We start from the raw sequence: 21,676 nt of genomic DNA, 5'->3' as shown, positions 1-21,676 counted from the left end.
GAGCCAACTGTGCGAAACGACGCGTTTCTACTGGGGCGGCGGGTCGGATGCCTGTGGCTTCTGCACAGGTGTGGTGAATGCTGCTGGGGTGGGCGGCTTCGGCGTCGCGTTCGGCGGCCGACGACCACCCGGGTAGCCGCCCTTTTCCTCAAATCCACCGCCGTTGAGAGCCGTCGTTTCATACCGGGTGGTGTTCGGCCGCGTCTCGTAGCCGGTTTTGTCCGGCCGCGTCTCGCCGCCTGGTGTCTCAGCCATCGCCAGTGCTCCCGTCCTGCGCCGTGGTACCGCCGGATGCGACCGGCCACTCCGCAAATTCAAGATACCGAACTTCGGACCAGTTGATCAGCAGTGCCACGTCAGCCGGTGTGAGGTTGCCGCCATCGTCCAATGGAATGACACCGTCGGCCTGGATGAGGTAAGTCTCGGCAAGGTAAAGATCGCCGTCCTCCCCGTACTGGCTGGCGAAAGACCGCTCCGACCACAGGCCGGCCTTCCATTCGCCGTCGGATAGCTGGAGTCGCACGACGCCGTAAGGTTTGCGGCCGAAAAACCGGTCCCACGCCCGCGGCTCGGGGGTCCGCCCCGCATACAGCGCCACCACCTGGCTCAGGAACCGCTTGAACCAGCAGGGATCGGAATGCCACCGCCGGATATTCTCGGTGCACGCCCCAACCAAGTAGGGCACCGCAACATAAGCGAAGAGCACTGGCCACCAGCGCCAAGACAACGTCTGACCGTCGGCGAGTTTGTGAGTAACCACAAGGTGCTGATAGGCCCGGTAGGTGATCGGCAACAACAGCACATGGAAGATCGCCGAAGCGGCGAGGAATCGGAAAATCAGCGTCGCCGCATCCGTCTGTTTCCACGCCCAGGTCGCGCCGCGACTCTCCCTGGCGATCGTGTAGGTCGCGCCGGGAAGAATCGCGATCACGGCCACCAGCAGCGCCTGGAATGTTCCCAACATTGGCCGACCTTACCTAGTCTCCGTGGCGCTCATCGAGCGTCCCCGATCGGTCTAGTGGCGCACCTAGTTGTTGCGGGTCATGACGTTGTAGACGGCGGCCGGGACCAGATTGGGTTGCACTGATGGGCCGTCGTCGTCGGAGCGGGTGGGGGTACACGTTTAAACGCGTTTCAGGTCGCGCCAATAGTGCTCGCGTCCAGCCAATTCGGGATCGATGGCAGCATTCGGAATGGCGGCTGACGGCCCACTCGAGCTGTGCCCACACATGATGGATTTGAAGTGCGCCGGTACGAATAACTCCCTATCGCTCCCTATATCTAGCGCAAAAGGCGCAGATAGAGTAGTTTGTGGATGTGAGTGTTGCTGTGTACTCGGCTGAGCAGGTGGCGGATATTCTCGGACTGCACGTGCGAACCGTGCGCGGGTACGTCCGCGACGGCCGCCTGCCGGCCGTGCGGATGGGCAAGCAATACCGAATCACCGAACGAGACTTGCGCGCCTTCGCCGGCGTGGTCACCGACGAGCCAGCGAGAAGCCCGCGCGCTCACGTCTCTACCGTCGTGCACATCGACAACGTCGACCGCCTCATGATGGATCGCATCACCACACATCTCACTGCTGCAGCGATCAGCGACTCAAACCGGCCAGAGCACCTCGACGTTCACTCGACATATGACGAATCTGCCTGCCGTCTCACCATTTTCGTAGTCGGCGACCCAGAATCCACGACAGCTGTCATCGGATTGATTGGCGCCTTAACACGTCAGGACGACAAGTGAATGCCGACGTCTACCGCTCCCCATCTGGCCAGCAGGCCGTCGAGCGGAGTTACCGCGAACACCTTCGTCACTGGACGGTGCCGCTGCAGCATCGCACTGTCGCCACACGCGAGGGCGACACCTTTGTGACAGACTGCGGACCCACCGATGCGCCACCACTCGTATTGCTGCACGGCGCGGGGAGCAACAGCGCTATCTGGCAGGCCGACGCGTCGCGGTGGTCACTGACCCACCGGCTGTACATGGTCGACCTCATCGGAGAGCCCGGATTGAGCGCACCATCTCGGCCGCCGCTTGATTCCGATGCCTATGCGTTATGGCTCGACGACGTCCTCGACGAGCTGGGCGTCGATGCCGCTAGTTTCGTGGGGGTGTCGTTGGGGGGGGGGCTGGCCACTGATTACGCGATCCGCCGGCCAGGCCGCGTCGAACGACTGGCGCTGCGTGCCCCGGGCGGAATCGGCCGTCAACGCTACGGCGCCGTCCTCGCAGCACTGGCCTTTATGCCATTCGGCGAGCGTGGAACGCTTCGCGCTCTACGGATCGCGCTTGGGCCCGGCCACATCCCTGACCCCGTTATCGATTACATGCTGCTGATCCAACGCAACTATCGTCCCCGCCGCGACACGTTGCCCATTTTTTCCGACGATGACCTAAAAGCCATCGCCGCGCCACTTTTCGTCGTGTTGGGTGCACGCGACCGCATGCTCAACTCGCACGACACCGCCGCACGCTTGACACGCCTGCAGCCCGCGGCATCGATCAACGTTCTCGCCGGCGCGGGTCACGGTCTGTTCGACGACGGTGAGGGCCTCCGCACTTTCCTGAACCAAGGCGCGAGACCGTGAAACACGCGCAGGATTCCAGGGCCTTCCGCGACGGAGTGCGTCGCGACCTTCGCGCCGCGCTCAAATCACACCATCCCGACACGGTCTCAGTCCTGCGAACAATGATCGCCGCGATCGACAACGCCGAAGCCATCCCACCCAAAGCAGGATCGCCCCGATCTGCTGACGGTCCCTTCGCCCACTCCTCGCCCGGAGTCGGATCAACCGAGGCGCCCAGACGCGAGCTGGCCATTTCAGACGTCCACGTGATCGTTGGAAACCTCCTGCGCGAGTACGAGACGCAGGAAGAGCAATACCGCTCGATACACCAGCACGAAGCAGCCGACCGCCTTCGACGCCAAGCCGGCGTCTTGCGCTCCTACCTCCATGCATGACAGCGGATGGGGCTCGGTGTCTTGCTGACGCAACTCCGCGGTATCACCATCCGGAGGCGGTGTTGTCCTGACTGCGAATCCGGCGGCCCATCCCTTGTTCGCCTGCAGCCCCCATACGAAGACGAGGACCGTATGACGCATAGAAACGCACCCTTGTCCGTAGAAGGGCGCCGCCGACTGGTTCATCGGTGTCAAACCCGACCGATCGCACACGTCGCCGCCGAGATGGGGATTTCACGGTCATGTGCGTCGAAGTGGGTCAACCGATTCCGTCGATACGGTGAACTGGGTTTGCATGACCGATCCTCGGCGCCCCACCGCCAGCCAACCGCCACCGCAGTACCAACGGTCCAAACAATCGAGCGTCTACGCCGAGAACGCAAATGGTCAGCTTCTCGCATCGCCCACGAACTACGCACCCAAAGTGATATCGATATCAGTCGCCGCACCGTGTCACGAATATTGCTCGACCTCGGACTGAATCGCCGACGCTTCATCGACCTGGACGGACAATCCAATCGAGTACCACGCACGATCAACGCCCTTCGCCCAGGTCACATGGTCCACGTGGACGTCAAGAAGGTAGGACGCATCCCAGACGGTGGAGGTTGGCGCGTACACGGCAGAGACAGCGCCCAGGCGAAAGCTGTGGCCTCAGCCACCAGAGCTGGCCGGAAGGCAGGGTACGTCTACCTTCACTCGGCCGTAGACGGCTACTCCCGACTCGCCTACACCGAAGCGCTGTCCGATGAACGGGCCATAACAGCTATCGGCTTCGTGCACCGGGCGCGAGCGTGGTTCGCCGTGCACGGAATTCACCACATCGACCGAATTGTCACCGACAACGGATCCTGCTACCGGGCTAACGACTTCGCCAAAGTACTACACGGCGCCCGTCATCAACGCATCACGCCATACACACCGCGCCACAACGGAAAGGTCGAGCGCTACAACCGTATTCTTGCCGAGGAGTTCCTCTACGCGCGCACTTGGACCTCAGAGCAACAACGCACCGACGCCCTCAAGGTCTGGAATATCCACTTCAACTACCACCGACCGCATGGAGCCGTCGGCGGCCACCCACCAGCATCAGGATTGCCTAAAGGCGTCGCCAACGTCATGGCCTCATACACCTAGTTCAGAAAGGTCTGTTCATTGCGGAACATCACGGCATCGACTCGAGCGGTGAACCGTTCGGTGCCGATGGTGATACGGCCCTTGCGTTCAGTGATGCGGATGTCGGGCTTGGCTGATCGCGGGCCTGCGCCCACACTGACGCTGACCGCCGCCCCTGGATAAGGGTTGCTTGATCCGTTGTGTACCACCAGTGTTGGAGGGCGAGGCGGCTGGGCGCGATGGTCGGCGGTGTTCCAAATGCGTGAGGAGGAAGCGGCCATCGTCCAGCGTTGACGGGGGTCATAGACGGCGACCACTTCGCCGCTGGCGGCGGCGCGGCGAATGAGCAGACGGACCGCGGTGTCGTTGTCGGGATCCATCACGATGCGCGTCATCCCAGCTGGGTCGCGAAGCGGCATCAACATCAGAGCGTCATCGATCTTGCCGAGCATGACTCCGGAGGGGCCGATGGCCACGGCGGTGTCCAGGTCCGAGCTCAGCGGCCGTGTGGGGATGCCGGTGACGCGGTCGGCACCTGGCACAAGGGCCGAGAGCGACCACCACTGCCGTCCGGTGTAACGGTTCAGAATGACTGCGGGCGGCGCCAACTGGGGCTGGGCGGTGGTGAACCTTACCGTCGCTGAAGCGGTGACACCAGAGTCTGCGCGACGCAGGTGCAAAGCCAGCAGCGTGTGCTCCGACTTGATGGCCCACATATCCGAAAGGCGCTCGGGGGTAAGGTCTTCGGCGCTGAAGTAATAGCTGGTGACGTGGGATCCGCGATGGGAAAGATCCTTCCATCCCTCGCGGAAGAGAGCTTCAACGTCCTCTTTGGCTCCGCCGTGCATGTTGATGACTGCCTGGCGCATATCGGCGGCGGTCATCGGTTCGGCGCGGCAGCCGGCTTGGCGCAGCGCCCGCGTGATCCGTCGGGTGATCGCAGCGATCGCTGCGCCGGTATCGGTGCGCCACATCAATCCAGCAGTGGTGTCAGGAGATCGGGTATCCATCCGTATCACCAGGACGGTGCTGCGCTGCCCGGCAGCAGGTCGGTCACCCAGCAGGGTCGCATATAGCTGCGCATAGTTGTCGCTGGCCGTACGACGCCCTTCGGCGATCACGTCGACGTCGACACCGAGGTCAAAGCGCTGCATCTGCTCGGCAATCACGCTGAGCGGCAACGTGTTCGGTGTCTCAGCACCTTGTGGACGAAGCAGCGTGGGGATGTAGGCCTTGCCCCAGACGTTGACCATCGTCACCAGGGTGTGGCCGTCGACTCGCAGTCCCAACGGTTGGCCGTCGCTGTCGATGTCGATCACGCTGCCGGCGGCCGGTGTCGGAGCCTGGTGCCTGTCGCCGGGATCGGCTTCCGGTCCGGAGTCACTATCCCCGGTCTCTGCGGGTTGGCGCACGGCGTGGACAGGTTCGGTCACCTCGAAGTCGAGATGGTGCTCCTTGTTGCGGAGCCGGCCGACACTGCGTTTGAGCCACTGCCATGGAGTCAGCCGCGCGAAGCGCAGCACGAACACCAGCACGCCCACCAGCGCACCGGCTGCCGCTCCGATCCACAGCGGTCCCGCAGTCACGGCCGAAATCAACACCCCCACCGCCGCGGTGATCTCCGCGCGCAGGACCGAGTGCAGATCCGGGCGTGCACTCCATGTGCGTTCTCTCATTTGCTCTTCCTTCGCCAAACGGTGGTGGCCCACAGGACCGCGCCGACAATCACCACACCAGCGCCGATCTGCGCAGCCAGCGCGCGCGCAGGGCGGGAATCAGGTGCAGGCGGGGGCGGCGGGACGTGCAGTGGGGCCTCAGTGCCTCCCCGAGCTTGCGGCGCAGAAGGCGCGACGTTCCACGTCAATGCGGCCAGTGGGTCCACGACGCCGAAGCCCACCGCGTTGTCTCGGCCTCCGGCGGGAGCATGCGCGGTCGCGGTGAGACGTCGGATGACCTCGGGTGCGCTCATCTGCGGGAATTTGGCACGCACCAGCGCGGCGACCCCGGACACATATGCGGCGGCAAATGACGATCCACTGAGCGGGCCGATCTTGTCGTCGACCACTTGGGCGTTGATCACGTTGCCCGAAGTTGACAGCCCCACAATGTCAGCGCCGGGGGCGGCGAGGTCCACCCATGGCCCGTGCAGCGAAGCGCGTTGTCCCTGAAGGGGAATTCCGGCGTTATCGGTGGCTGACACCGCCAGCACGAAGTCGTCGAACCACGCAGGCGAGGCGATGGTGACTACGTCATCCCACCCGGACTCACCTGTCGCGGGGTCGGGATTTTGCGTGCACCCCTGGGTGCCGGCGTTGCCGGCCGCGGTCACGATCACCGCATCACGGTCGACGGCGGCATAGCGCAAAGCGCTCCCCAGCACCGCCTGATCGACCGGCTTGGACACCGGGATGCAGGAGACCAGTGAGATGTTGATGACCTTGGCGCCCATGTTGGCGGCGTGCACCACGGCGCGGGCCAGGCTGTTGATGTCCCCGGCCCGGCGTGCCTGCTCCTGGTCTTGGTCCAGACGCGGCTTGTCGGGGGTGAATAGCAGCGAACTCTGTCGAATAGCCACGATCATCGCGTCCGGGGCGATCCCAATCATTCCGTCCGGCCCACCCCCGGGCGGGGGAACCTGCGGTACAGGGATCTGCGGAGCTGCGGGAGCCTGGTCAAGACCGGCGGGTGCCCACGCGGGCTCCAGCGGTGGCGGTGGTGGTGGAGGAGGAGCTGGCGCGGCCGTTGTGGTCTTGGTGACTGTGACCGTCGGCGGCGGCGGAGGAGGCGGAACAGGTTCGGGCGCGGGTGCTCCAGGTGGAGGCGGGGCGATCACAGCGCCCGCAGGCCGGACCGGCAGCGGCGCACCCGAGGGAGCGGCACCGATCAGTGAGGCGACCAGCGTCCCGTGAGCGTCACAGTCAGACAGCCCGTCCCCGTATTGGCCCATCACATAGTCGCCGCCGGCCACCACGTGAGGCATTCGTTTCGACGGCTGGACCCCGGTGTCGATAACGGCGACGACCGTTCCCGCCCCAGTGGATTCCTTCCACACTGAGGGCATATCCATCAATGCCAACGCCGGGGGCAGCTCACGGAAGTCGCTGCCGGGAACCACGCCGGTGACAGTGCATGCCCTGGCTTGGCGCATCGGTTGATCCGGCCCGGGCGGTGGGTCCGCCGGCGCCGGCCCCGGCGGCACCTCCGGCGGCACGACCGCCCAGCCGACACCCACGCTGGTGCCAGCCACGAGTGCGGCCGCACCCACAAAGGCCGCGCTGGTCCGCAGAGCCACCCTCAGGCGTCGCGGTGTCATATCCCGTGCCTGACCGCATTGCGGATGACCGGATACAGATTGAGCAGCCACAGTGCCCACGGCAGCAGCGCCAGCAGCAAGAGGTATTCGATCAACTCGACGAATCGCCGTATCGGAGCGCTGAACTCGCGATAGGGAACCACCAGCGCGGACAACAGCGCCAGCACCGCGATTCCCAGTGTCACCGCCGTGCACACCAGCGCGATAGTGACATCGGTGGCGTCAGCAGCGGCATATCGGCCGATCACTACCGCGGCCCCGCCCACACCAGCCACCATCAGCGTGACCGACTGGTAGCGATCGACGAAGGACCGTGACCGCAGCACGAGAATCACGCACACCGCACCCACGAACGCGGTGTAGCGCCAGCCGCCAGGCTGTCCAGGCACCACCGCATATCGGGCCGCGATGATCGTCACGACGGCTAAGCCGACCATCAGGCCCGTCATCGTGTTGTTTCCGCGCAGCACCCAGTTACGGATCTGTTCGGAGCTCACGACCCCGGTCGGGCCCACCGGGGACACGGTGCCCGAATCTTGGCCGGGCACATGCTCGTAGGTTCCATAGTTGGTCACCGACGGGAATAGCGGTGTGGGCACACCCGACACGGCGGTCGCCGTCGAGGCCGCCCAGGTCACAGCGACGATGACCGCGATGAGCGCGATCACCGCAACCCGCTCCGGACGCACCTGCCACGCGGAGGCTCCGACGATGGCCGCCATGAACGCGAACGCCGCGACAGTCAAGATTGCCGTCGTGGCCACCACGTGGCTACGCCAAATGGCCGCCAGCACAATCACTCCGACGATGACGGCAACGATCGCTGCCGCCACATGCCACAGACCGGGAGTTCCGGGCAGCGACATCGCTGCCCCTGCAGCCGCGGGAATAAGCGCGGTCCAGCCCAATGCCTGGCCTGCCGCCTGCCGTTGCGCGGTCGCAGGGGAATCGGCGCTGGCCCGCGACAGTCCGCGGGCTGCGGCGATCGTCACCGCCAGCAATGCCCATGCTGTGGCCGCGCCGATCCAGCCAAAGTGGCTGTCCGTTCCACCGCTGCTCCACCACCAGTTGGTCAGGATCAGACACGCCCACCCCACCGCCGCAGCCACCAACCACCCGACGACCTTGCGGCCGGTTTCGGGAGTCACGACGCCCAGCAGTTCCTTGGCAGCGCGGGAAAGAGCAGTGGACACCATTTCGGTCACCGGCTCGTAGGTTTCGGTGGACTCCACCGGCAACAGCCACAACAATTCACCGTCGAGAACCCCGCACTCGTCAAGGGTTTTCTGCGGGTCCAGCGGTCGAGCGTCAGCCCGGCACAACCGGTAGGTCTGCTCAGCATCGAGCAGCGGACGACTCTTTTCCCTCAAGACGTCATTGACGCGTGCGACGAGGTCCTCGGTGACGGCAACCAACGCAACACCGGAGGGAAGGGAGAAGTCCTTCTCACAGTCGTCACCGAACAGAAGACCCACTCGGCACAATGCGGGAGTGGCCGACTGGCTGTTGGTCGAGTCGGTTGGGGTCATCGCCGGTCCTCACTGCTGTTGAAGCCGCTGGCCACCCGGGCAGCGATCTCCAGGAACCGCCGCTGGGTTTCCGGACGCATTTGGTCGATCGCGATGACGTCGCCCGAGGCGATATGCGGGTCGAAGGGGACGACGAACACGCGTTGAGGGCCGACCCACTTGGAGAACTTCTCCACCAATGACTCCACCATCCGCCGGTGAGGTTTGCCCTCATGCCCGCGCACATCGTTGATGACAACCACGGTCCGCTGAAGCAGACCGTGGTAGTTGGCTTCGCTGGCCCAATCCATAAGTTCGGCCGCGCCTTTGGCGCCGTCGGGCGCGGTTGAGGCCACCATGATCAGCGCATCGGCCTTGTGCATCAGGCCGGGCACCACCGGGTGATCGACATCGGTTCCTGAGTCGCTGATAAGCACCGTGTAGAAGCGCTGCAGGAGTTCGTGCGTGTCCACGTAAATCTTGGCGTTTAGCGGTGCGCGATCACTTTGGTAGCGGTTGCTCAACACATCGAGGCCGGCAGGCGGAGCGTTCTGTCCGACGTGTGACCGAATGTCGCTGTAGCGCCGCAGGTTCGGGTCGGCAAGCACATCCTTGTACGAGTCGGTCGCAGTCGGGTCGATGCGATCGGCCAGATTCGAGGCGCGGTCGGGGTTGGCGTCGATCGCGACGGTCTTGTCGTTGCGCAGCCAGGCGAAGACCGATCCGACCGCAGCGGTCGTCGTGGTCTTGCCGACTCCACCCTTGCCGCCCAGAACGACGATGGAATAGGTGCCACGCAAGTTGCCAGCCACCGTCGCGTTCAGGTTGCGCAACACCTGCTCGTCAGGCGACTCGCCAGTGTTGATGAGCTTGAATGTGCCGTAGTACAGCCACTTTCGCCACCCTCTTGACGAGGGGATCTTGCGTTGACTGACCAACTCGGAGGCTGAGATCTGCTCGCTGCGCAACTCGCCGCCACCGGCGCCGCCGCGCGAGGCAGCTCCCCAGTTCCACTCCGGAGGATTGGCTCCACCGGTACCCGGTTCGGGACCCGGAAGTGGTCGGTGCTCTGATCCGGCTGGGTGGTACTGCGGTGCGGGGCCCTGCTGTTGGGGCCAGTTTCCTTGCGGGAAGTGCGGACCGGCGGCCGGCTGTCCGGGCCGCTGCCCCGGCGGCGGAAGCTGCTGGGCAGACTCGGCCGCGACACGTTCAACGAGCTCGCGCGAAATGAACTGTGTGGGGCCGTCGGCATGGGCCGATGCGGGTCCCGATCCACTGCGCTGGCCATCAGGACTTTGGTAGTTCTGATTTGTGGGAGTCGCAGTGTTTTCAGGTCCAGTCCACATGGGGTTGACCGGGCGCCGGTGGTCTGAACTAGGCTCTCCATCAACATGTTTCGCGTCAGACGGCTGCGGAGTAGGCGTCGGTTCGGCCGCGCCGGTGGGCTCGGGCGGTGCAGTCGGGGGCCAGGGGGGTCGCGGGATGGCGTTATCGGGAAGCCGTTGCGGTACAACGTTAATCCCCTGTGGCCCACCGTGTGGGTATCCGAAGGGTTCGCCCGGGGAGACGGTGTCAACTGGGGCGGGAGGCGTGACCTCATCGCCGTCGCCGTCGGCGTCCGGCTGGTCCACATGGTGCCGCCCTGCCGGCAGGTCGGTCTCACCAGCAAATCCGGAGTTCGGTGCGGCCGTGGGCGGGGACCAGATTGGTGGTGGCGCGTTGATCGGCTGTGGGCCGGTTGTGGCCTCTTCCGATCTGGCTTCGTCGTTGGGTGGCGCTGTGTTGTTCAGCGCGTCGAAGAATCGTTGATCTCTGGATTCGGTCATTACCCCCGCCCTCCTGCTGATCTTCACCTGGGAGCGCTCAAAAGCTCCTGGAACCGGTGAATATCACCGTGGCTCTGAGCCTATCAACCAGATAATTCAGTCGTCCACGACGTTAGGCACATCAGAGTGCGTGAAATTGCTGAATTCTTTCGTGCTGGGCCCAACCAGCACCGCTGGGCAGCTCGTGCAGTACATCGCTGACTGCCCGCCCGACCCGCGCTGCGGTGCCCGGAAACAGCATCATCCAGCGCTGCTGATCATCGGCGGCATTCGATGACACGACCACACGCCCCACCGTGGTATCGACCACCATCGCCCCCGTGGCGGCAAAGGCGGGGCCGTCCAGTGAATATTGGGCGGCACTGATGGCTGCGCGTATCGCCCCGGCATCGGACACGGCGACAATCACGCGGGCCTGCCGTGCCGTCAATCCGAGCTTGAGCAGCTCCCCGATTACGTCGCTGCCCTGCGGGTCAGCCTGCCAGGCCGCAAGCACTGGCTGCAGGCGGTCCGCTTCGATGTTGATGCCCTCGAAATCAGCGGCAACCTCGTCACCCAGGACGTCCATGACGGCCTGGCTGAGGGTGGTGTCGCGGTCGAGCGGACAGATGGTGACTTCGTCGAGAGGTTCGTCGCCGCCCTGCCACACTCGCGCTGCAACAACCCACTGGCCGGCGCGGCGGCACAGCACTGCCGCGCGATCGGCCGGTTGGTGTGCGCGCCAAGTTCGTAGCGCCTCAGCGGCACCCAGCGGATCATTCTGCGGATCAACGCTGGAATCAAACATTGGTGGTGGACCTACCAGGCCTTCGGCAACCTCGGCCGGTCGGCTCACCATGATCGACACTTCGACATCGCAGCGGCCCAGTGTCAAAAGCCATTCCTGCACATCAGGATCCAACGTTCGACCCTGACATACTCCTGCCTCTTCGAGAGCTTGCAGGCCAGGATGTGAGGCCAGCATCGCTTCCAGTTCGCCGACCGGCCGCACTCGAAGCGCGGCAGGAAGGCGGGTGACACCAGAAAGCGCAGCTGTCAACCACAACCCTTCCGATGTTGTTGACAGCTGCGCCCCCATGCGGTGTTCCTCCGTCCGCTCAGATCCCGACAAACCGTGCAGCGTTGGCACGGTCGGAGGCATCGGCATTCTGTGAAGCCCCACCGACGGCCGTTCCGTGCCGCTGGATGGTCTGGAACACCTGCTGGAACGCCTGGGTCACCGACCGCTGCGCCTCGGCGTAGGCGTTGGCGCCGTGGTTGGTCCAGAAGTCAGCGGTCTGGGCCAGCACATTGAGCGCTTCCTGCTGCAGGTCGTTGAGGTGGCGGACCAGGCCGGCCTGGGCCGTCACATGGTCGGCCATCTTGATGTGGTCGTAGCGCAGTGAATCCATAAGAAACTCTCCTTCGAAAAAGACTGCTGGGTAAAGGGGTCAGGCGCTGGTGGACACGCTGCCGAGGTTGGCCTGGTTCTCGGCCTCCTGCCGGTCGTACTCGGCCGCACCGGTATTCATCGCGTTGATCACCGAGTCGAAACGCGCGGACACGTTGCGCCCGGTGCTAGCGACATCTTCGGTGGTGCGCATCGAGGTCAGCGCGGCCTGACCGCCGAACGCCGCCCCGGTGAGGTCCTGGTTCATGGTGATGTACCGACCCAGTCCCTGAAGCGTGTCGTTCTTGATCCGTTCGAGCTGGCTTGCAGCGGTCCGCAGCCTGGCCGAATCAGTATTCAGAACAGCCATTTCATTGTCCTTCCATCATTTGCGTAAGTGGTTGTGTCCGTGTGCTTTTGTCATGGTCATGCTGTGCCGGTTGCCTGCCGATCACCCTCCCCCGTCTGTGTAGACCACACCGTCGGCGGTCAGGATGGGAATCGCATCTGCGTCTTCAACGACCACCGGCAGGGCAGTGTCGTCGTCTGCACGTGAGCCCTGATCACGGCGCTGCGCGGCCCCGGCCGGCGGCATGCCATACATCCCCGGCCCCATCGGTGCGCCCGACGTGCTCACCGGTCCACCGGCACGTGCCGCGGCGGCGGGTTTGGCTCCACCGGTCGCCCCGGGGCCCTCGGCTGCCGCCGCTGGGCCCCACCACGTCGACGGCATCCCGAGCGGGCCAGCTGCTCCGCCCGTCGATTTGGTCAGAGCGGCCGAGACCGGCCCACCTCCGCCATAGCCACCGCTGACGCCGGCCATCGACGACGCCAGGTTGCTTCCCGGCGACATCGCCGTCAAGCCCCCGCCAGGACCGCCGCCCATGCCCGGCATACCGCCGAGCAGCCCGCTCATCTGACCGCCGATCTGCTGCGGCACCGACGTCAATTGCTCCAGCGGCGAAGTCAACCCCTGAAGAGCCTGCGGCGCCGACGATGCCGCACCCATCAGCGATTGCCCCGAGCTGAGCAGTTCACTACCCTCCGGTTGCGCCAGCGGCGGTGCCCCCGCTACCGCGCCATCACCTTGTGACACGGGGGCGGACTTGGCGTTTCCCGCACTCGTCGCAGTCGACAACGCCACCGGTGCCGCACCCGAGGCGACCTGCCCGGCGGCCTGCGCCGGTGCACCCATGGCCTCGGCAGCACCCTGAAGACCCGTCTGAGCCAGACCTGTCCCCAGCGACAAGGCCCCGGCGGCCATGGACGCCGGATTACTGGTGACCATCGCCGGACGCAGCGGCACACTCAAACCCGAAATGATGCCCAGGGCTGCGGTGGAATACGAGGTCATCGCGGAGGCGTTCTGCGCCCAAAACTCGCCGTATTCGACATTGCTCTCGACGATCGCTGGTGTCAGCGTGCCCATCGCGGGAACATTGGCGGACTGCAACGCCGCTTCCCGCACGCGGTTAGCGATCACCACCGGATACGGCACCGTCGACATGGCCGCAGTCGCGTGGGCAGCGGCCGCCTCAGCGATCAGAGCAGCACCTTTCGTGGCGTGCCCACCAGCCTCGACCTGCCACTCCGACTTGGGCACCGCAGCCGCCATCATCGACGCACCGCCACTGCCCTGCCAACTGCCCGCCGCCGTGGTCGCAGCCGTCACCATCATCTGGGCACCCTGCTCCATATGGGTGATACCCGCCGTCTCGTAACCGGCGATTGCCGGTGCCAGCGCTGCAGGGCCCGGCCCGGTGGTCAACCGGATCGCGTTGGTCTCGGGCGTCAGGGCCCAGTATTGGACGCTCATGGATCAGATCAGCAACGACGCCGTGTTGGCGACCTCGGTCGCGGTGTACAGCGCACCCGAGACCCCGATGTCGCTGGCGAACAGGGCGCGGTCAGCAACATTGACACCGGTCGCTGCGAGGAACTGAGCGTTGTGCGCCTGAATGGCCGTAGCCAGCATCGCTGAGACTTCTTCACTGCCCATCGGCATCACAGTTGCCATTGCCGGTGCAGACCCGGCAAGCACGCCCGCCGTCGTCGCAGTGCCCGTCGCCTCAGCGACCGATTGCGCAGCAACTCCAATTGGATCGATAAACATGGTCACAATGGGCCTCCCCGAAAAGTAGCCAGGTACCTGATGAACCGAGACTAAGGCCGATATGCGTCGGCTGCCAACCAGCACAGCCACATTCGGCACAAGCAATAGTTTATTCGCTGTTTGTCCCCCACCAATGCAGACATTTCTCCCCCGCCCCAATCTCAGACAGCTAACTATTTCTACGCGCCAGATTGGCTGCTGATTCGGCCAATTCACCGATCGCCTGGAGCCGTCTGCCTAACGCCTGGGCGGCCGCTGCGCCAGCGTTGGCCTCCTCGGCGATCTTCAGCAGATGCTCGACGAGCACCTCCACTGACCCGCTCGGTGGATACGAAACGCCTTCCCGCAAACTCGGCTCACCACCACCAAGAACCGACCCGAAACTCCCGGAGGTCCACCCCAACGCCGACTCGATGCGTCCACGCGTCGCCTCACGCCCGGGCACCTTGCCGCGGTTGATCAGATCGGCGACCGTTGAACGTCCTACCCGGGCCACCCGGGCCAGATCCTGCTTGGACAACCCGAGATCCAGCCGTGCTGCATCGACGCTGCGTCCCAACCGTCGCCCAGGATCCATCACAGCGGCAGCACCTGCGCGATCTGCACCGGCGCGGCGAGTTTGTCGGTGACGTACACGCCGCGACCAACCGGCTGCCGACTCGCACGCACGCCCCGGATCAGGTAACCCTCCTCGCGCGGGCCGTCCATGAGGACCGTCGGTGACGTCAGCGCAACGAGCTTGCCAGCGACCGGAGAGGAAAGGACATGGCCCCACGGCGAGACTCTGCGGCCCGCCACCACGTGAAGCCCCACCTCACGGGCGCGATCGAGGTACTTGGTCAGTCCCTCCATCGCCGGCGGCTTACCGTCTGCCCGGAACATCGACGCCCCGGCGCTCCATCCGGCGACCATGTCCTCATCGTCGATGATGACGAAGATCTCTGGGCCCGACCATGATCGCTTGGACTGAGCGAGCTCCTCCTGGCTGGCGTCGGCGCGCGGCAACCGGGGAGCCAACACCACTCGGTCCAGATACGTCGTCATCGCGCGCACCGCGTCCTCATGGTAGGTGTAGCCCTCTGCTTCGCCTCCGTCCTCCGTGCGGTAGCGGCCCAAGTGCTCGCCCTGCACCACCCGCACCAAAGCGTTTCTGGGGTCGATGACATAGATGAGGGCTTCATCAGGCCGGTAGCAGCGGATGATGGCTCGTGCAATAGCGGCCAGACCGTTGGACACACCGCACTCGGGATTGCCGGCCAGCAGCGCGTGTGGCGAACGCTCGAAGTCCAGCTCGGCGGCCACCAGCCCCACCTCTGAGATCCCGAACGGCACCATTCCCCTACGAGCACTGCGTCGTGCGCTGAACACTTCATCGAGCGTGACAGTGGCCGGAAGCATGCGTACCTGCGCGACCTGCTGGCCCCCGCTGACCTGAGCGATAGCGGCGGCCGCGTCGCGGGGACCAACCGTGCGTCCGTCGGGCGTAACCACAAGAGGCAGTGCTGTTTGAAAGTGAAAGCCGGCCATGGAGGTGCCACGCCCGCTTACTTTCTCCACCCGTGTCTCGGTGACGCCGTCATGCTCCACCTCGTACTCGCGATCACCGAAAGGAACCTTCTTGGCGATGTCGCGGTTGTTCGTCGACGGGTCGTCCTGATCGCCCAATGCCAGCTCGACGTTGAGCGGCAAAAGGTTCTTGAAACCCGACGGCATGCCACCCGAAATCCAGCCACTAGCGGATAAAATGACACGCACCCCCAGAGAACTGCCACGTTCCATGATCATCGCAATGTCAGCGACCAAGTCATCCCCGAAGGTGGTGCGGAACTGCTGCCACCCGTCGATGACCAGGAAGACCTCACCAAACCCATCATCAGGGACCTCGCCGGATTCCCCGCCGAACTTGCGTGCCCGGAACAACTCGATATCCATACCCAAACGGCTGAACGCCTCCTCGCGCTCTTCAACGAGCAACCGCATCTCGGCAATGGTGCGCAACACACGTTCGCGGTCACCGGCCTGAGCGAACGACCCGACGTGAGGAAGGGACTTGACCTCATTGATGATCGGCCCGCCCATCCCAATGATGTAGAACTGCAGCCGTTTCGGCGGGTACATCAAGGCTGCACCGGTGATCATGGTGGTCAACGCGGTAGTCTTTCCGGAATCCTTCTTCCCGATGACCGCGCAGTTGCCCGATGACAGGTCGAGTGCATAAACCCGCTGCTCGTGCCGGAATGGCCGATCGTCCATCCCCACCGGGAACATCAGCCCCGCAGTCTTGCCGTAGTCCTCAAACCACGGCTTGCGTCGCAGCTGTCGCACCAATTGGTCCACCGGAACCGGGGCCAATGGTGGCAGCCACATCTGATGCACTGGCACGTTGGTCTGTTCGCGCAACGACGCGGTCGACGCCTCGATCTCACGCAGGGGCATCCCGCCGGGTCCCATGACTGTATCGGCGGAGTCAGCTATGGCCGCGACAGGCTGGGGTGCGACTGGCGCCGTCAGCGCGGCCATCGGGGCGGCGGTGAAGACCTCGGGAGCCATATACCCGGCTTGGGTCCGCACCACCTCGGGCGCAATACGCCGCGGCGGATGGTAGATCTTGCGCATGAACGATGTTTGAAACCGAACGAGACGGTCACGCCCCTGCACCCGGAGCAGCCCCGCGCCAGCGGGCTTTTCGGGTAGATGACTGGCTTCATCGGAGCCGATGATGGACATCGACTCCGCGGCATCCAGCGTGCGCAAACCGACCCGGATCGGAATGTTGGCCATGATGCCACCCTGCATCTCATGGCCGAGCCGCTGAGAGCCCAGGATCATCCCGACATGCAGGGAGCGACCCTGACGACCGACCTCGTCCACGATCTTCTTCGACTCCGGGAAATCGATGAACATCTGGGTGAACTCATCGATGACGACGATCAGCGCCGGCATCGGCTCCAGCCGATGACCGAGGTGAATCCGCCGGTACTCGTATTCCGCCACCTCGCTAACCCCAGCCCTATGCAAGAGCTTCTTGCGTCGATCCAACTCGCCGTAGAGGACATCGCCCATACGCTCGATCCACAGCGAGTCGTCCTCGAGGTTGCCCATGGCGGCAACGACATTGGGCAGTCCAGAAACTTGGTCCGCCGTCGCCTTGCCCTTGAAGTCAAAGACGGCGAAGACCAGTGTCTCGGGCGAATGCGTCAGCGCGGCCGACAGGATCAGCGTCGTGATGAATGTCGACTTACCCGACCCCGTGGTGCCCGCAATCACCATGTGGTTGCCCATGCCGCCCAAGTGAGGCTCCTTGAAATCCAACATCAACGGCGCCCCGGCTGAGTCCACTCCAACCGGGAACTGCAGCCACTTGGAATTCTTATGACCTTCATCCTCGTAAGGTGGTCCAGCCAACGTTGCACGCCAGAGCTTTTCGACGTCCAAGTTGCCGGGATCGTCGATCACCAGAATCTTGTACAGGTCAGCATCGACAATGTTGTCATCGATCACCTCCCGCGACCGCTCACCCTCAACCCGGTAGCGGGCCATCTTGCGGGCCAGCGCCGTGGCAGTTGCCTCATCCAGATAGTCCGGGCGGCAATACCACTGGCCGCCTAGCGTCACCTGCTGGCTGTCCACCAGATAGGTCGTAGCCTCACCGAACCCGAAACCACGCCCCGGCTCGTCGGCCAGCGCAACGAACGTCACCCCCGCCACACCGCCTGCCCGGGTCAGGGTCTCCCAATGCTGGCGATCATCGCCACGACGGCGCCGATCATCGATCACCAGCCAATGCGGCGCGATGGCCTGTCCCGCACGGAATGCCTCCCGCCCATGCAGCTCGGCACCGACGGCGGCGTCCATCTGCTCACCAGTCGACCACACCATGCGGACCGGCCCACCTCGATCACGCAGAGTCGGGTGCGCGCAGTGCGGTAACCATTTGCACCATTCCCAACGCTCAATGTTGTCGGTGACGATCATGATCTTGAAATCACGCGGTAAATGAGCAACCGCCGCTTGGCAAATCATCGCCCTGGCCAGACCGTACACCGGCTCCATATCGTCGCGGGCAACCAATGCCATCCCCGCAATGTTGCGCAGAGACACAGGCTTAGGAGCGTGATGCAGCTTGCTCTGAGTCTGCAGGAACGCCGAAGACGCGTCATAGGTCACCGGCTCGTAGTCCTCGCGTCGCCCCAGCTCACTGGTTTCGAGCTCCTTGACAACCTTTGAGGTACCCAGCCCCATCCGGACGTGGCTGAACCAAATCTTCAACACCCGATGATCCGGTGTGCGGCACCACATTCGAGCCGACCCCACCAAACCGAGCAGCAGCGCCGGCTCAGGATGCAAATACTCGAACTGAGCGTGCTGGGCGCGCGCAGCGGCCTGGACTCTGTCACGGCTCTCGTCAAGCTTCATGCAGTAGTCGCGCCGTGCCTGCTCTAACTGCGATCCCGTCAACTGCTTGTCGCCGCCGCCCCCGCGGTTCATAAACCCATACGACACCATCGACACAATCATCATGACGGGGAAGAACAGCGACATGATGCCCATCGTCCCGTTCCGCAACCCGGTCTGGGTCAGCATCAGCGCCATCATCCCGAGGAACGCCACCCCCATGCCCACCATCAGCAGGATCTGCCCGACGTTTCGGCGCAGCGGGCGCGGCGCCTCCAGCGGCTCACCCACCGACTCACGGCCACCGATCGTCGGCGGCACCACCACCGTGCCCTCACGGGGCTTCACAGTCGCCATATCGCTTTACCCTCCCTGCTTCGTCATCGGTGCCGCAGGCCCAGCCACGGTGTCGTGCACTGTCATCGCAGCCTGGCGGGACAATTCCGGCCCGGCCGGCCACACCCGCAACAACGGCCATGGTGCCAACCGCAACTTGTCCGCTCCCAGCCCCAGCGCCGAGGCCGAGTCCCCGTCAAAAGGCACGCCATAACGCACACCCGACTCGTTGATCAACCACATCGTTTCCCGCCGAGCAGAATCCGGACTCGCCCCCGTCGTCGACACAAACGTCGCCGCACCATCAGAAAGCAAAACCCGATCTGCCAATACCCCCCGGTCCGCATCGCTGATCACCAGCGGCACCAGGTGCGCTTCCTGATCGGCGGTCATCGGCAACACCCGCCCCACCAACAAACGTTGGCGCGCTTCACGGTCAGACACTCCGCGCTCCCACGCCACACACAACACCGGTTCGGCGCGCCAATTCAGCACCTTCAACGGCTCCCGCGGATACCCGGCCACATCCAGGGCCTCACGGACCGGGATCTGATCCAACACATCCGGTGATACCCGCGGCGGCTGCGCCGCCCCGAACGAATCACGTTGACGCAGCATCGCTGCCACCACCGATGACACCGGCTGCACCCCATCGGCCAACACCACATAGAACCGGTCGGTACCCGAGGCCACATCCTGAGACACCACCACAGAACCAATCACCGCAGGAACACCCAAGTCCAAAGCGGTCGGCTCCCCCGCCCGAGCCACCGCAGGCACCACCAACGGCCGGCCCGCCGGAATGGCATCCACCAACGCCCGAGACAACTCCACCGGCGGCCCCCCCGCATCCAAACCCAGAGGACCCGTCACTGCCCGCTCCGCCAAGTCCACCGCCATACGAACTCCACCGCTGATCACATACGCCTGGCCGTCGAAAACGCCGACCACCGCGGCATCACCTGGCAGCTCACGCGCCCGATCTTGCAACGTCAACTCGCCGTTGATCCCCGTCACCATCGGACGGGCGCTCAACGAATCAGACGCGGTGTCGCACAACGCCCACCGCGAAATCTCCGGAGACTGCACCACCGGCGGCTCCAGCGGCGCACCCTCGATCCCGACAACCGGACCCCGGGGCCACTTCGCAAGATCGTCCGGGCTGACAAACGTCGGCTCCAACGGTTCCCCCGCGATCAAACGCGCGGACAACAATGTCGTCGGATGCAACCGACCGTCCACCGACACAAAAATCGTGCCCGTTTTTCGGTCGGCCACAATCTTTGAGTCATTCACCAACCCAGCCGGCCGCAGCCAGCCCACCACCAACGCCCCCACACACACCAACGAAGCCACCAACGCCGAAATCATCAGCATCAATCGATGTGTGCGCATTCGGTCGGTCTGCATGCGAACCGACCTGCGCTGAAACGCAAACCCCAACCTCCGGCGCAAGAAGAAATGCCCGGATACCTGTGTCTTAGACGCCAAATTCAACGGCACCCACGAACCGTACCGCGCAAAACAATGACACAGCCACTACCGCAGCCAAATTGACTGAGAACTTGTTCGAGAAGCCGCCAACCCCTGGCTGGTCCTCAAGTGCAACCGGCTAAACCCGGAGATCTTCCTCGACGCTTACCAATGCTTCTTCCATCAGCTCACGGATGCCCGAACGCCCCAAAGTCAGTGCGGCATAGCACATATCAGGCAATGGAAGCGGGCGCCGTGCCCAACCGCCAACATGCTCAGCTGTCCGAGCCACCAACCAATGCGCCTCGTAGATGCGCTGTTCGTCCACAGTTTCACGCGGGTCACCAGCACCCATGAACCCTGGCCGCGACATCGCTACAAGCATGTTGAACGTCGAAACCTCAGCATCGTAGGCAGCCCATTCCTGCGCATTCGGTTCCGGACCGCCCCCGCGCGACAACCAGATGCGCCGAAACGAATCAGGGATACCACCCTGCACCGCCATCGTCTGGGTCGTGGCCGCATTAAGCATGAGAGCCGTGACCGCGTTGACGATCCGTTCTTGATATACCGACTGCGCGTCCATCACCGTAAGAAGTCGTGGATAAACGTCGGGCCATACAAGGCTGAGCCGATGCACGTGCATCCCATCCAGCGTCGGCGGGGTAACCGGACGTTCCCCCCGCAGAAGAGGATTCGTCTCACGCGAACATGTCGGCGGATGCTCTACACCTTCATCCCGCAGCGCGGTCACCGCCCCCGTCGTCGCCGCAGCCACCAGCCGCCATCCGCTACCCGCGCGTAACCTCGCATACTCGACGAGCACACGAGCCGGATCGTTCCACCCGAACCACAACTGTCGAAAATGCTCATCCACCAATGGATCTGAAGCCAACAGCCTCGCAGACCGAGGAACGTACACCCCATACGGAATGTAACTCGCCCCATCATTTGACGTAATCACCGTTTCAGTACCGCTCGGTGACCGAAAAACTCCCACCGCCCAATCGATAGCGTTATAGCTCACGCACAGCGACGCGTGCTGCAGCTTCCAAGCCAACTCCTTGGCAGCAGCCGCATCCGCAGACTCACGACGCTCCCGCGCCGCAGCAGTCTGACCGGCAGCCACCACACTCGCCGGAATCAAGGTCGCACCCGCCCCGCCCGGCGAAGCAGGCACCGAAGTCGAGGGCACATTACCAGCACCGACCGCGCTCGCCGGCATCGTGACAGCCGACGGCGGGGGAACCGCAGATGCCGGA

General features: G+C 64.1%; 19 protein-coding genes. 3 read left to right on the top strand and 16 right to left on the bottom strand.

The window, feature by feature from the left end; translation table 11 throughout:
* Positions 1-27: 27 nt before the first annotated feature.
* Together AC4ELH_RS24250 and AC4ELH_RS24245 are read right to left on the bottom strand one after the other, a co-directional pair.
* A complete protein-coding gene (locus AC4ELH_RS24250) occupies positions 28-255 on the bottom strand; it encodes a hypothetical protein (protein ID WP_498887222.1) in 228 nt (75 codons plus the stop codon).
* Entirely contained in the window at positions 248-964 is a 717-nt protein-coding gene (locus AC4ELH_RS24245; protein WP_498887219.1) for a DUF6338 family protein, read from the bottom strand. The genes AC4ELH_RS24250 and AC4ELH_RS24245 overlap by 8 nt, the downstream gene beginning before the upstream one ends.
* Before the next feature lie 347 nt (positions 965-1,311).
* Between AC4ELH_RS24245 and AC4ELH_RS24240 the strand changes: the two genes are divergently transcribed.
* A complete protein-coding gene (locus AC4ELH_RS24240; protein ID WP_498887218.1) occupies positions 1,312-1,743 on the top strand; it encodes a helix-turn-helix domain-containing protein in 432 nt (143 codons plus the stop codon).
* Positions 1,740-2,591, top strand: coding sequence for an alpha/beta fold hydrolase (locus AC4ELH_RS24235; protein ID WP_498887217.1), 852 nt, complete (start codon positions 1,740-1,742; stop codon positions 2,589-2,591). Before AC4ELH_RS24240 ends, AC4ELH_RS24235 begins: the two co-directional genes overlap by 4 nt.
* Before the next feature lie 233 nt (positions 2,592-2,824).
* Here the strand turns inward: AC4ELH_RS24235 and AC4ELH_RS24230 are convergent, their stop codons facing one another.
* On the bottom strand, positions 2,825-3,106 hold the full coding sequence (locus AC4ELH_RS24230) for a hypothetical protein (RefSeq protein ID WP_498887272.1): 282 nt from the start codon (positions 3,104-3,106) through the stop codon (positions 2,825-2,827).
* Between AC4ELH_RS24230 and AC4ELH_RS24225 the strand changes: the two genes are divergently transcribed.
* On the top strand, positions 3,098-4,102 hold the full coding sequence (locus AC4ELH_RS24225) for an IS481 family transposase (protein ID WP_498887270.1): 1,005 nt from the start codon (positions 3,098-3,100) through the stop codon (positions 4,100-4,102). The genes AC4ELH_RS24230 and AC4ELH_RS24225 overlap by 9 nt on opposite strands.
* Here AC4ELH_RS24225 and eccE read toward each other — a convergent pair.
* From eccE to AC4ELH_RS24160, 13 genes are all read right to left on the bottom strand, one after another.
* Positions 4,099-5,757, bottom strand: a complete 1,659-nt coding sequence (eccE, locus tag AC4ELH_RS24220; protein ID WP_498887215.1) for a type VII secretion protein EccE — start codon at positions 5,755-5,757, stop codon at positions 4,099-4,101. The genes AC4ELH_RS24225 and eccE overlap by 4 nt on opposite strands.
* On the bottom strand, positions 5,754-7,394 hold the full coding sequence (locus tag AC4ELH_RS24215; protein ID WP_498887213.1) for a S8 family serine peptidase: 1,641 nt from the start codon (positions 7,392-7,394) through the stop codon (positions 5,754-5,756). Before AC4ELH_RS24215 ends, eccE begins: the two co-directional genes overlap by 4 nt.
* On the bottom strand, positions 7,391-8,923 hold the full coding sequence (eccD, locus tag AC4ELH_RS24210) for a type VII secretion integral membrane protein EccD (protein WP_498887211.1): 1,533 nt from the start codon (positions 8,921-8,923) through the stop codon (positions 7,391-7,393). Before eccD ends, AC4ELH_RS24215 begins: the two co-directional genes overlap by 4 nt.
* Positions 8,920-10,248, bottom strand: a complete 1,329-nt coding sequence (locus AC4ELH_RS24205; RefSeq protein ID WP_498887209.1) for a MinD/ParA family ATP-binding protein — start codon at positions 10,246-10,248, stop codon at positions 8,920-8,922. Before AC4ELH_RS24205 ends, eccD begins: the two co-directional genes overlap by 4 nt.
* Positions 10,249-10,849: 601 nt before the next feature.
* The gene (locus tag AC4ELH_RS24200; protein WP_498887208.1) at positions 10,850-11,767 is read right to left on the bottom strand and encodes an ESX secretion-associated protein EspG; all 918 of its coding nucleotides are present in this window, start codon (positions 11,765-11,767) and stop codon (positions 10,850-10,852) included.
* A gap of 58 nt (positions 11,768-11,825) precedes the next feature.
* The gene (locus tag AC4ELH_RS24195; RefSeq protein ID WP_498887206.1) at positions 11,826-12,119 is read right to left on the bottom strand and encodes a WXG100 family type VII secretion target; all 294 of its coding nucleotides are present in this window, start codon (positions 12,117-12,119) and stop codon (positions 11,826-11,828) included.
* A 39-nt stretch (positions 12,120-12,158) separates the two neighbouring features.
* Positions 12,159-12,467, bottom strand: a complete 309-nt coding sequence (locus AC4ELH_RS24190) for a hypothetical protein (protein ID WP_498887204.1) — start codon at positions 12,465-12,467, stop codon at positions 12,159-12,161.
* 81 nt (positions 12,468-12,548) lie between these two features.
* Positions 12,549-13,913 (bottom strand): PPE domain-containing protein, encoded by a 1,365-nt coding sequence (locus AC4ELH_RS24185; RefSeq protein WP_498887202.1) that lies wholly within the window; start codon positions 13,911-13,913, stop codon positions 12,549-12,551.
* 3 nt (positions 13,914-13,916) lie between these two features.
* On the bottom strand, positions 13,917-14,309 hold the full coding sequence (locus tag AC4ELH_RS24180) for a PE domain-containing protein (RefSeq protein ID WP_498887200.1): 393 nt from the start codon (positions 14,307-14,309) through the stop codon (positions 13,917-13,919).
* Positions 14,310-14,379: 70 nt separating this feature from the next.
* Positions 14,380-14,787, bottom strand: a complete 408-nt coding sequence (locus tag AC4ELH_RS24175; protein ID WP_498887198.1) for a helix-turn-helix domain-containing protein — start codon at positions 14,785-14,787, stop codon at positions 14,380-14,382.
* Positions 14,787-18,962 carry a type VII secretion protein EccCa gene (gene eccCa, locus AC4ELH_RS24170; RefSeq protein WP_498887196.1) on the bottom strand — a complete coding sequence of 1,392 codons (4,176 nt, stop codon included), beginning with the start codon at positions 18,960-18,962 and terminating at the stop codon, positions 14,787-14,789. Before eccCa ends, AC4ELH_RS24175 begins: the two co-directional genes overlap by 1 nt.
* Positions 18,963-18,968: 6 nt before the next feature.
* The gene (eccB, locus tag AC4ELH_RS24165; protein WP_498887194.1) at positions 18,969-20,444 is read right to left on the bottom strand and encodes a type VII secretion protein EccB; all 1,476 of its coding nucleotides are present in this window, start codon (positions 20,442-20,444) and stop codon (positions 18,969-18,971) included.
* A 109-nt stretch (positions 20,445-20,553) separates the two neighbouring features.
* Positions 20,554-21,639, bottom strand: a complete 1,086-nt coding sequence (locus tag AC4ELH_RS24160) for an EspK C-terminal domain-containing protein (protein ID WP_498887192.1) — start codon at positions 21,637-21,639, stop codon at positions 20,554-20,556.
* Positions 21,640-21,676: the final 37 nt, after the last annotated feature.

The organism is Mycobacterium shunyiense (genome assembly GCF_058270075.1).
The sequence above is the reverse complement of the archived record's forward strand: the minus strand, read 5'-3'. Positions and strand labels throughout refer to the sequence as shown.

What these genes read in the sequence shown, in the direction of transcription:
- AC4ELH_RS24245 (WP_498887219.1), bottom strand. Translation starts at nt 964, where the DNA reads ATGTTGGGAACATTCCAGGCGCTGCTGGTGGCCGTGATCGCGATTCTT.
- eccE (WP_498887215.1), bottom strand. Translation starts at nt 5,757, where the DNA reads ATGAGAGAACGCACATGGAGTGCACGCCCGGATCTGCACTCGGTCCTG.
- AC4ELH_RS24185 (WP_498887202.1), bottom strand. Translation starts at nt 13,913, where the DNA reads ATGAGCGTCCAATACTGGGCCCTGACGCCCGAGACCAACGCGATCCGG.
- AC4ELH_RS24230 (WP_498887272.1), bottom strand. Translation starts at nt 3,106, where the DNA reads ATGCGTCATACGGTCCTCGTCTTCGTATGGGGGCTGCAGGCGAACAAG.
- eccD (WP_498887211.1), bottom strand. Translation starts at nt 8,923, where the DNA reads ATGACCCCAACCGACTCGACCAACAGCCAGTCGGCCACTCCCGCATTG.
- AC4ELH_RS24250 (WP_498887222.1), bottom strand. Translation starts at nt 255, where the DNA reads ATGGCTGAGACACCAGGCGGCGAGACGCGGCCGGACAAAACCGGCTAC.
- AC4ELH_RS24160 (WP_498887192.1), bottom strand. Translation starts at nt 21,639, where the DNA reads ATGCCGGCGAGCGCGGTCGGTGCTGGTAATGTGCCCTCGACTTCGGTG.
- AC4ELH_RS24190 (WP_498887204.1), bottom strand. Translation starts at nt 12,467, where the DNA reads ATGGCTGTTCTGAATACTGATTCGGCCAGGCTGCGGACCGCTGCAAGC.
- eccCa (WP_498887196.1), bottom strand. Translation starts at nt 18,962, where the DNA reads ATGGCGACTGTGAAGCCCCGTGAGGGCACGGTGGTGGTGCCGCCGACG.
- AC4ELH_RS24195 (WP_498887206.1), bottom strand. Translation starts at nt 12,119, where the DNA reads ATGGATTCACTGCGCTACGACCACATCAAGATGGCCGACCATGTGACG.
- AC4ELH_RS24205 (WP_498887209.1), bottom strand. Translation starts at nt 10,248, where the DNA reads ATGTGGACTGGACCTGAAAACACTGCGACTCCCACAAATCAGAACTAC.
- AC4ELH_RS24225 (WP_498887270.1), top strand. Translation starts at nt 3,098, where the DNA reads ATGACGCATAGAAACGCACCCTTGTCCGTAGAAGGGCGCCGCCGACTG.
- AC4ELH_RS24175 (WP_498887198.1), bottom strand. Translation starts at nt 14,787, where the DNA reads ATGGATCCTGGGCGACGGTTGGGACGCAGCGTCGATGCAGCACGGCTG.
- AC4ELH_RS24215 (WP_498887213.1), bottom strand. Translation starts at nt 7,394, where the DNA reads ATGACACCGCGACGCCTGAGGGTGGCTCTGCGGACCAGCGCGGCCTTT.